General features: G+C 66.9%; 9 protein-coding genes and 1 pseudogene. 5 read left to right on the top strand and 5 right to left on the bottom strand.

Features of this window, described 5'->3' with window-relative positions; genetic code table 11:
- Positions 1 to 105 precede the first annotated feature (105 nt).
- Positions 106 to 1,392: an MFS transporter gene (locus ACIBK0_RS51510; RefSeq protein ID WP_399097402.1), complete on the top strand. Its 1,287-nt coding sequence runs from the start codon at positions 106 to 108 to the stop codon at positions 1,390 to 1,392.
- A gap of 93 nt (positions 1,393 to 1,485) precedes the next feature.
- Here ACIBK0_RS51510 and ACIBK0_RS51505 read toward each other — a convergent pair whose 3' ends face one another.
- Positions 1,486 to 2,373 carry a GNAT family N-acetyltransferase gene (locus ACIBK0_RS51505; protein ID WP_399097399.1) on the bottom strand — a complete coding sequence of 296 codons (888 nt, stop codon included), beginning with the start codon at positions 2,371 to 2,373 and terminating at the stop codon, positions 1,486 to 1,488.
- A gap of 219 nt (positions 2,374 to 2,592) precedes the next feature.
- Between ACIBK0_RS51505 and ACIBK0_RS51500 the strand changes: the two genes are divergently transcribed.
- Complete coding sequence (locus tag ACIBK0_RS51500) at positions 2,593 to 2,970, top strand: hypothetical protein (protein WP_399097396.1); 378 nt, start codon at positions 2,593 to 2,595, stop codon at positions 2,968 to 2,970.
- Here ACIBK0_RS51500 and ACIBK0_RS51495 read toward each other — a convergent pair.
- Positions 2,939 to 3,851 (bottom strand): annotated as a pseudogene (locus ACIBK0_RS51495) (IS982 family transposase). The gene ACIBK0_RS51500 and the pseudogene ACIBK0_RS51495 overlap by 32 nt on opposite strands.
- Positions 3,852 to 3,988: 137 nt before the next feature.
- Positions 3,989 to 4,765 (bottom strand): maleylpyruvate isomerase family mycothiol-dependent enzyme, encoded by a 777-nt coding sequence (locus tag ACIBK0_RS51490; protein WP_399097393.1) that lies wholly within the window; start codon positions 4,763 to 4,765, stop codon positions 3,989 to 3,991.
- A 256-nt stretch (positions 4,766 to 5,021) separates the two neighbouring features.
- Here ACIBK0_RS51490 and ACIBK0_RS51485 point away from each other — a divergent pair, with 256 nt between their 5' ends.
- Entirely contained in the window at positions 5,022 to 5,603 is a 582-nt protein-coding gene (locus ACIBK0_RS51485; RefSeq protein ID WP_399097405.1) for an integrase, read from the top strand.
- Positions 5,604 to 5,632: 29 nt separating this feature from the next.
- On the opposite strand, the gene ACIBK0_RS51480 is transcribed toward ACIBK0_RS51485, so the two are convergent.
- Together ACIBK0_RS51480 and ACIBK0_RS51475 are read right to left on the bottom strand one after the other, a co-directional pair.
- Positions 5,633 to 6,136 (bottom strand): DUF4265 domain-containing protein, encoded by a 504-nt coding sequence (locus tag ACIBK0_RS51480; RefSeq protein ID WP_399097390.1) that lies wholly within the window; start codon positions 6,134 to 6,136, stop codon positions 5,633 to 5,635.
- Positions 6,137 to 6,225: 89 nt separating this feature from the next.
- Positions 6,226 to 6,660, bottom strand: coding sequence for an SMI1/KNR4 family protein (locus tag ACIBK0_RS51475; protein ID WP_399097387.1), 435 nt, complete (start codon positions 6,658 to 6,660; stop codon positions 6,226 to 6,228).
- 182 nt (positions 6,661 to 6,842) lie between these two features.
- Here ACIBK0_RS51475 and ACIBK0_RS51470 point away from each other — a divergent pair, with 182 nt between their 5' ends.
- Entirely contained in the window at positions 6,843 to 7,097 is a 255-nt protein-coding gene (locus ACIBK0_RS51470; protein WP_399097384.1) for a hypothetical protein, read from the top strand.
- Positions 7,094 to 7,642: a DinB family protein gene (locus ACIBK0_RS51465; protein WP_399097381.1), complete on the top strand. Its 549-nt coding sequence runs from the start codon at positions 7,094 to 7,096 to the stop codon at positions 7,640 to 7,642. Before ACIBK0_RS51470 ends, ACIBK0_RS51465 begins: the two co-directional genes overlap by 4 nt.
- Positions 7,643 to 8,137: the final 495 nt, after the last annotated feature.

Genomic DNA, 8,137 nt, shown 5'->3' with positions numbered 1-8,137 from the left:
GACGGAGGAACTCCCACTCCTCATCGGACAGTTCATGGCGACGTATCACCCGACCATGATCCACTACTCAAGATCAATTGAAGACACGACCTAGGGTGCCTGGCCGTGACGGTCTCATCGGATGGGTCGCCGTTGTGGCGCGACCAGCAGTTCGTCCTGCTCCTTTGCGCACGGGCCATTTCCGTGTTGGGCAACGGCTTCGCCCGGGTGGCGCTGGCGTTCGCGGTGCTTGCTCTGCCGGGGGCCAGTGCGGGCAAGTTGTCGGTGGTGCTGGCCTGTCAGGCGTTGCCGCAGTTGGTGCTCATCCTGATGGGCGGAGTGATTGCGGACCGAATGTCGCGGTCGAGGCTGATGGTCCTTGCCGACGTGCTGGGGGCTGCGGCGTATTCGGGGCTGGCCGCGATGGTGTTGACCGGTCATGCACCACTGGTGGCACTGTGCCTGTTGGCCGTGGCGGCCGGAACGGCGACAGCCCTGTTCTCGCCGGCGATGGACGGCCTGCTGCCGTTGGTCGTGCCTGCAGACCGCTTGCAGCAGGCCAATGGGCTGTTGCGGATGGGCACTAACAGCTTTTTGCTGCTGGGCCTGGCGCTGTCCGGGGTGACCGTGGCGCTGGTCGGGGCCGGCTGGGCACTTGCGCTCAACGCGGCGTCCTTTGTCGCCAGTGCGGCACTGACTGCTCGGCTGCGGGTGGCCGCGAGGCCGCGCAAGAGATCGTCGGGTTGGGCCGATCTGCGAGAGGGCTGGCAGGAATTCACTTCCCGGCAGTGGCTGTGGGTTGTCGTCGCGCAGTACGCGGTCGTGGTCGCCGCGCTCAACGCCAACCTCGGTGTCCTGGGCCCGCTGACGGCCGAGCAGCACCTGGGCGGAGCGCGGGCGTGGTCGGTCATCGTGGCCGCGCAGGCCGTGGGCACCATCGCGGGCGCTGGAATTGCCGCCCGTGTGCGGGTGAACCGTCCCATTCTGGTGGCCGTGCTGTGTACGTTTCCGGCCGCCGTGCCGATCGCTCTGCTCAGCGCCGACGCCCCGGTATGGCTGATCGCCGCAGCCACGTTCGGCGCCGGTATCGCAGGGGACGTCTTCGGCGTGCTGTGGGCAACCACGATCCAGCGGGAGGTCCCGGAACAGGTTCTGTCCCGCGTCAGCTCCTATGACTGGTTCGGCTCCCTGGCCTTCGCTCCGCTCGGACTCCTCGTCGCCGGACCCATCGCCGCTGCCGTGGGCACCAGCCAAGCCCTGGCCGGCTGCGCGGTCTTGGTGGTCCTGGCCACCACGGCGGCCCTGTTGTCACCGCAGGTACGGAGTCTGCGTGCAGCTGCCGAGAAGCGTTCCGGCACGGCATCCGCATCGGAGGTCGCGGAGTGTCAGGTCGGTGAGGAGACGGCGGGCTAAGCAGGTGTTCTTCTTCCCCCCCCTGCTACCCCCGGTAGGGCGGTGTCGGCGGGTCAGCTTCCTGGTGGCAGGTGTGTTTTGCGTCGGTCTTGTCTACCCGGCTTCTGGTGCGCTGCAGGAGAACTTGTAGCCGGTGAAGTCGGCGACGCGGACGTATCCGATGCGTTGGTATAGGGCGTTGCTGGTGGGGTTGTTCGGGTCCGTGAACAGGACGACGTCCGTCGCGCCCGCTGTCAGAGCGGCCCTGCTCACCTCGACCGTCACGGCGCCCGCGTAGCCGCGGCCCCGGAGGTGGGCCGGGGTGTAGACGGGGTCCACCCGGATCATGCCGGCGACGATCGAGGTCGCGGCCGCCATGGAGACGGAAGTGCCGTCCGGAGTCTCCCAGAACGTGAAGTGTCTGTCGCCGAAACGCGAGCGGGCCCAGGAGCCGGCGTCGATCAAGTCGATGGAGGACTGCTCCCCGACGTCGACGCAGAACTCACGGCACCAGCACACGACTTGCTCATGGTCCTTCCCGCCCGCGATGCGACCCTGGCCCTCTGGGCGCGGCTGCGGTGGGGTGAGCGTGCCGAGACGGTAAAGATGAGTCCGCCAGAAGGGTACCGGCGCTGAGCCCGTGTGCCGCTGCCATGTCTCGGCGAATGCCGTGGCGGTGTCGTGGTCCGCGAGGACGCCGGAGGGGGAGTGGCCGAGGCCGGCCAGGTGAGCGGCGAGGGTGCCGGCCTGCTTGGCAGAGAGGGGGGTGACGCTCAGGTATCCGCGCGGAGTGCGGTAAAAGATGGCGCGGACCTCGCCCCCTGACTCCAGCCGGCCGAAGACGGTGGCTTCGGCGCCGTGTGCGTCCGCCCCGCGTGTTCGCAGTTTCTCGATGTCCGTCAGCGGTGTGTTGTGCAGGTCAGGGCGCGAGCGAAGGAAGTCTCCGACTCGGGCGAGGAAGTCGTCGACGTCTTCGGTGAGTTGCCAGTCATCCGGGAGCATGTTTCATGATCCCGGATGTACTCGAATCGGGGGAGCGCTTTGCTCAGAGATGCACCGTCGCCACGGCTGGTCCAATGTCTTTCAGCCATGTGTCGTAACTGCTCCTGATCAGGCACGAGTTTTCCTCGTCCACTGGCTGGTCCGCGGGCTGTAGCGGGTCAGGCGTCGGGTCGTCGTCCGTCCACCATCGCCAGCCAGCTCTACAACGCCAAGGAGCCGATGACGCTCTTCGAACTGCAGGAACGGCCCGGTCACCGGACGCCCGAAGCGACGACCCATTACGCGAAGCTCACCCCCAACACCCTGGCCAGGGCCTACAACGACGCCGGCTACTTTGCGAGGAACGTCCGTACTATCGAGGTACTCGTCGACCGCGAGGCGGTCACCTCCGGCGCCGCCGCCAGCGGAGAGCCCTGGCAGTACTTCGACCTCGGCCACGGCTGGTGCCTCTACACCTTCTTCGAACAGTGCCAGCACCGACGTGTTGACCGGACTACGCGACGACACGGCGGCGTGTCCTTGGGCGGACAGCGGCGGCATTCACTAGATGATCGATTCCAAGCCGTCAGTGGTCATAGGCAGTCAGCGACCGCATGACGGGCTGGCCGGTGTGCTCGTTGTGCCAGATGGCGGCGGTCAGCGCGTCGCTGAAGCACGCGGACCATCACGCCGCCGGGGCTGCGGCCGCAGTGGCGTTCGAGGTCGAGTTGGCCCTTGAAGGTCTCGTTGATCGACTCGATGACCTGCCGCAACGGCTTGGACAGCTGTGATCCGGCCCGCTCAGCCTCGCCCTTGCGGGCCGGATGCAGCAGTTCGATGTTCAGGTCGGCCAGCTGCGACTCGAACTCGCGGCCGAAGTAGTTCTTGTCGCCGATCAGCGTCTGTCCAGGTGGCCGGTCGGTGACGAGCGTGGGTTCGGTGGCGAAGATGTCGAGGAGTGTCTCGCGTTCGTCGGCCTTCGCCCCGGTCAGCGCGAACGCGATCGGCAGCCCGCCCAGCGTGCACAGCAGGTGCAGCCGAAGTCCCCAGAAGTAGCGCGTGTGGCTGGCGCAGTAGCCGTACTGCGCCCATCCGGCCAGGTGGGAGCGCCTGACGGTCTCCCGGGAGCGACCGCACTCGACCGGTGTGGAGTCCACCACCCACACGTCGTCCGTCCACAGCGCGGTGTCCGTGGCCAACTCGCGCATGACGTGCCGGATGAGCCCCGCCGCCTTCCGCAGCCTCTTGTTGTAGCCGGGCTGCTCCGGCAGGTACGGGAACGGGTGCCTCAGGTGGGCCCGGCCATGCCGGAGCCAACGGGCCTCGGAGGTATAGCCGAGCATGGCCTGCATCATCGACAGCGTCACCAGTTAGGCATCGCTGAGCTGCGGCGTCATGCCGACCACCGGCCGCCACGGGGCGAGCTGCAGCGAATCCATCAGCAGGTCGTCGGTCCTGACGTAGAGTGCGGTCGCGAGGGAGTCCATGTCTGGCGTCACAACCTGACTGTGGACTCCCTCGTCTCATGCGCGCAGCCAACCCTTGGAATCGATCATCCAGTGAGACCGCCACCGTTCGGTACGAGACCGTTCGCGATTCAAGCGGCCGGTTTGTGCGCGGTGGCGTGTCGTCACGTCTAGTCCTCCGGTTCCCAGGCGCGGAGCAGGTCGAGTAGCTCCGGGTCCCCGTCGAGTTGCAGGGAGTCCGCCGAAATGCGGTTGTACAGGTAGAGGACCAGATCACTGGCCGTGCCGCGAATGGAGATGCCTGCCGCGTCCGGGTCCTCGCCGGTAGCGGGCAGCCGGGTGGTCCGTGCACCGTCGCCGTCGACCGTGAGGCGCCAGGAGCGGCCCTCGGTGGCGTGGAAGTCGAAGGCGGTGGGCCTGTGCGGCCAGGCGCTCGTCGTGAAGCAGGTGATGAACAGGGTTTCCTCGACACCGTCGAGCGCCAACTCGACAGGCAGTGAGGCCGGCTCGCCCACGGTGAGCTGGGCGTCGTAGGTGTGCACCGCGATCTCCTGCACCTGGTGCCGGGCGACGCCACCGGCGGTGTGCGGCGTCTGCGTGTTACCCCAGCCGGTGAAGCAGCCCTGGTCCGGACCGGCCTCCCGCAGGGCCGCCAGCAACAGCTCGGTTGAGGCGGCCAGCCAGGCCGGCAGGGCCTCGCGCTCCTGCGGTGCGACCGCGTCACCCTGGGCCGGGGTCCTGGACGTGGCGTCCGGCCCGGCGGCGACGGTGGCGGCCCAGCGGCGGCGGCCCTCGCCGATGTGCTGCACCAGGTCGGACAGCGTCCACCCGGGGCAGGTCGGCACGGGCAGGTCGAGGCTGGGCGCGGCGGCGATTGCGGCGCGGAAGGCGGTTGCACGTTCGTCGATCAGCCGCAGCAGATCGAGAAACTCCAGAGTCTTGTGCACAGCGGTAGTTCTATCATCTTGATCCATTTGCCCGACAGCGGTTTTCCCAGCCGGTACGGCGGGGAACTTCGGCCCAGGCGAGCCCACGCTCGGGCTTCCGCTACGCCACAGCCGAGCCCCGCCTCCCAGGCGACAGACCCACGATCCACTCGATCGCTCCGGTCGCCTCGGCCTCGGCCAAGATCGCGGTGGACAGCCGCTCCCAGGTCCCGTCCAACTCCCAGGTCCGGAAGCGGCTATACACCGTCTGCCGGTGATGCTCATCCCCTGCTGCTGCCGACAACCGCAACAGGAGACCGCGTTCTTGCTGTTCAGCGCCTCAACGCGCAGCCCAGGACCCCTTGGAATCAATCATCTAATTCTCGGTCACCACAGCCTGAACACCACGGAGGCATACCTCGCGGTCTTCCAGGACGACTTGATCCGCTCTTACCGAACGTATCTGGACACCCGCCGGGCAAACCGGCCTGCTGCCGAATACCGCGAGCCCACCGAGGAGGAGTGGGACGAGTTTCAAAAGCACTTCGAACTGCACAAGGTCGAGCTCGGAACATGCGGGCACCCCTACGGCACCCCCTGCGCACATGAGCACGCCTGCATCCGTTGCCCGGTGCTCCGGGTCGACCCCGCACAGCGACGGCGTCTGGAAGAGACCATCCGCAACCTCACTGACCGCATCGACGAAGCACGCGCCAACGACTGGCTCGGCGAGGTCCAAGGTCTTCAAGTCAGCGCCGAGGCTGCACGCAACAAGCTCGCCGCGCTCGACCGGCTGGCTCGAAACCGGCCCCGCGCCTCGGTCGACCTCGGCATGCCGATCATCCCCGGGGAGCGCTGATGAACACATCGCCCAGCACAGGAGGACCGCTACGCATTGCTCCAATCGTCGGTGACGCACGCAGTCTCAAAGTGCCACCAGCCCTCGGCCATTCCACGAACCAGCAGCGACTTGATGCCTGCGAGGTCCGAGTTCGCCGGCACGTTGAACGCCACCAGCGGGAACTCGTTACTGAAGACCTCGCCACCCAGCCCGAACGGCAACAACCGTTCGTGCACGGCCTGGACGCTCGGGCCGAGCGGTCCGGTTGGCACCGGAAGGACACGGATCGTGCAGTTGCCGGAGGCTTCTACGCGTTCCACCGCCCAGTGCCGGCCCTCGGCATCCGTGGTGAATCGGACGACATCGCCCTCGGCCACCCCGTCCTGGAGCAGCGGGACGTTCTGCACCCGCGCGGTGTCCTCGCTGAGCAAGGCGGCCCACAGTCCCTCGGTGTCCTGAGGAAGCCAGCCTTCGCGCGGCACGAACCGGAACCACACCTTGATCCGAAAGTCCTCAGCTCCGTCGGGTTCGGTCAACGTCGACAAAGTCATGGGCGACATGATCGCTCATCCGTGCCCCCCATCGCCATCGCGCGCAGAGGCCTCCGCTCAGGCCTACCTTGATCGCGTTGCTTGGTTGGCTACTGGTACCACTCGTCTCCGCCCTCGCGGAGCGAGCGTTCCAAGTAGTCCTTGAGGTGTCCGGCCACCCACCTGCGGCTGTCGGACTCGTGCTCCCAGACGAAGATGTCCGGGCGCTCTGGCGACTGCACGAAGGCGAACTGATCGCCGCCGCCGTTGTCCCCGAAGAACAGCAAGGGGCCAAAGGGCATGTACAGCCCGGCGAAGGAGGCGTCGGTCCGGAAGAAGAGGTTCTGCTCGATGATCTGGCCAATGGACCACACAGTGTCTACGCCACTGTCGCCGACCACGCCGTTGGTCTCCAGGAGCAACTTCCTCAAGTCCGCGGGCAGCCGGCCCCCCAACAGTTCTTCTGCTGCAGCCAGCTCAGCCTCTTGGACTGGATCTTGGAATTTGGTCCCGCCGAAGACCTGGCTGGCTGCTTCTCTCCACATGGTCGGAAGCGTAATCGGCGCCCGAGCGGAGCCGCCCACCAGGGAGTCACCGGCCCTGACCTCCACAGAATCGTGCTGCTGCGTAGTCCGGAAAAGCATGGCCTGCGCACGTTGCGACTTCGACACCCCCAAGAGCTCCAGCAAGGGCCAGCTGTTGGAGGCGAAGGAGAATCTTGCAGAAAATGCTGGACAGCATCCCGCTCACCGACGACGCACGCGCCGCCGTCGACGAGGGCCAGACCACCCTCGATCAGGTCCTTGAGCGACTCACCGACGTCCCCACACCAGCTGGACCAACTCCCCGCCAGATCGGCGTTCCGACCACCGCCACACTGTTGCCCATCATCGATGCCACCCAAGGTCCCGCAGCGGGCGGATCCGATGTCAGTGGCGGCTGTCAGACTCGGCCCGACCTCGACCAGGAAGGCCGACCATGACCGGCGCGCCCGCCCCGAAGCACTATGCACCCCGATGGAACGGTGACACCCGCCCCGCCCCACCCGCCGTTGGCAGCGAGCGAGAAACGCTGAGCGCGTTCCTGGACTGGCACCGGGCCACCTTCGAGCTCAAGTGCTCCGGTCTGCCACCAGCGCGACTGTCCGAACAGGCGGTGCCGCCCTCCGCACTGTCTCTGCACGGCCTGGCACGGCACCTGGCCGGTGTCGAGCGCTGGTGGTTCCGCATTCAGTTCGCCGGTGAGGACGTCCCGATGCTCTACTACTCAGACGAGGACCCCAACCAGGACTTCGACCGCCTGGATGGTGATGTCAACGAGACCTTCGCCGTCTGGCGGGCGGAATGCGAACGGTCACGGCAAATCGTTGCGGCCGCAGCGTCGCTGGACGAAACAGGGATCCGCAAGAGGACCGGCGAGCCGATCTCGCTGCGAAGGATCATGGTGGACATGATCGCGGAATACGCTCGCCATAACGGTCACGCCGACCTACTGCGCGAACGCATCGACGGTTCCACGGGCATGTGACCTGGCAAGCATCACGCCCTCAACCTGCGAGGCTTGACGGACCCTGATTCCACAGAAACCGGGGGAAGGTCCGCGGGCAGGGCCCGCCACTTCGCACCGTTGTCAACGATGCAGCGGAGCGCTGCGCCGCCTCCAGGCCGCGGATGAATCGGGTGACGGTCTCTGGCCGGGCCTCTATGAGGCGTCTCGCCTCGGTCGGTGCGGCCGAGGGCGGCACGACGTTCACGCAGGATCTCGGTGGCAGCCGGGGGGGGGAGGAGGCCGTGGTCGGTGCAGGCGCAGTCGCTGGAGGGGACGACCCACTCAGCGGAGCGCTAAGTGCCCGAGATCAGCTCTGCGCTCTGGGGGACCTCGTTCACGGGACCTCGTTCACGGGCGGAGTTATTCCGCGACGAGTCGGCTAGCTGTATTGCCCTGTGAGGTTGGGGACGCGGCTGGCGGGTGGTTGGCCTTTCAGCGCGGTGTGTCCGCGGTGGTGATTGTAGGTGTGCAGCC

The sequence above is a fragment of the Streptomyces sp. NPDC050564 genome, from assembly GCF_044457265.1.
In the GTDB taxonomy this organism is placed as follows: Bacteria; Actinomycetota; Actinomycetes; order Streptomycetales; family Streptomycetaceae; genus Streptomyces.
Note: the sequence above shows the minus strand (reverse complement) of the source record. Positions and strands in the feature narration are given on the sequence as shown.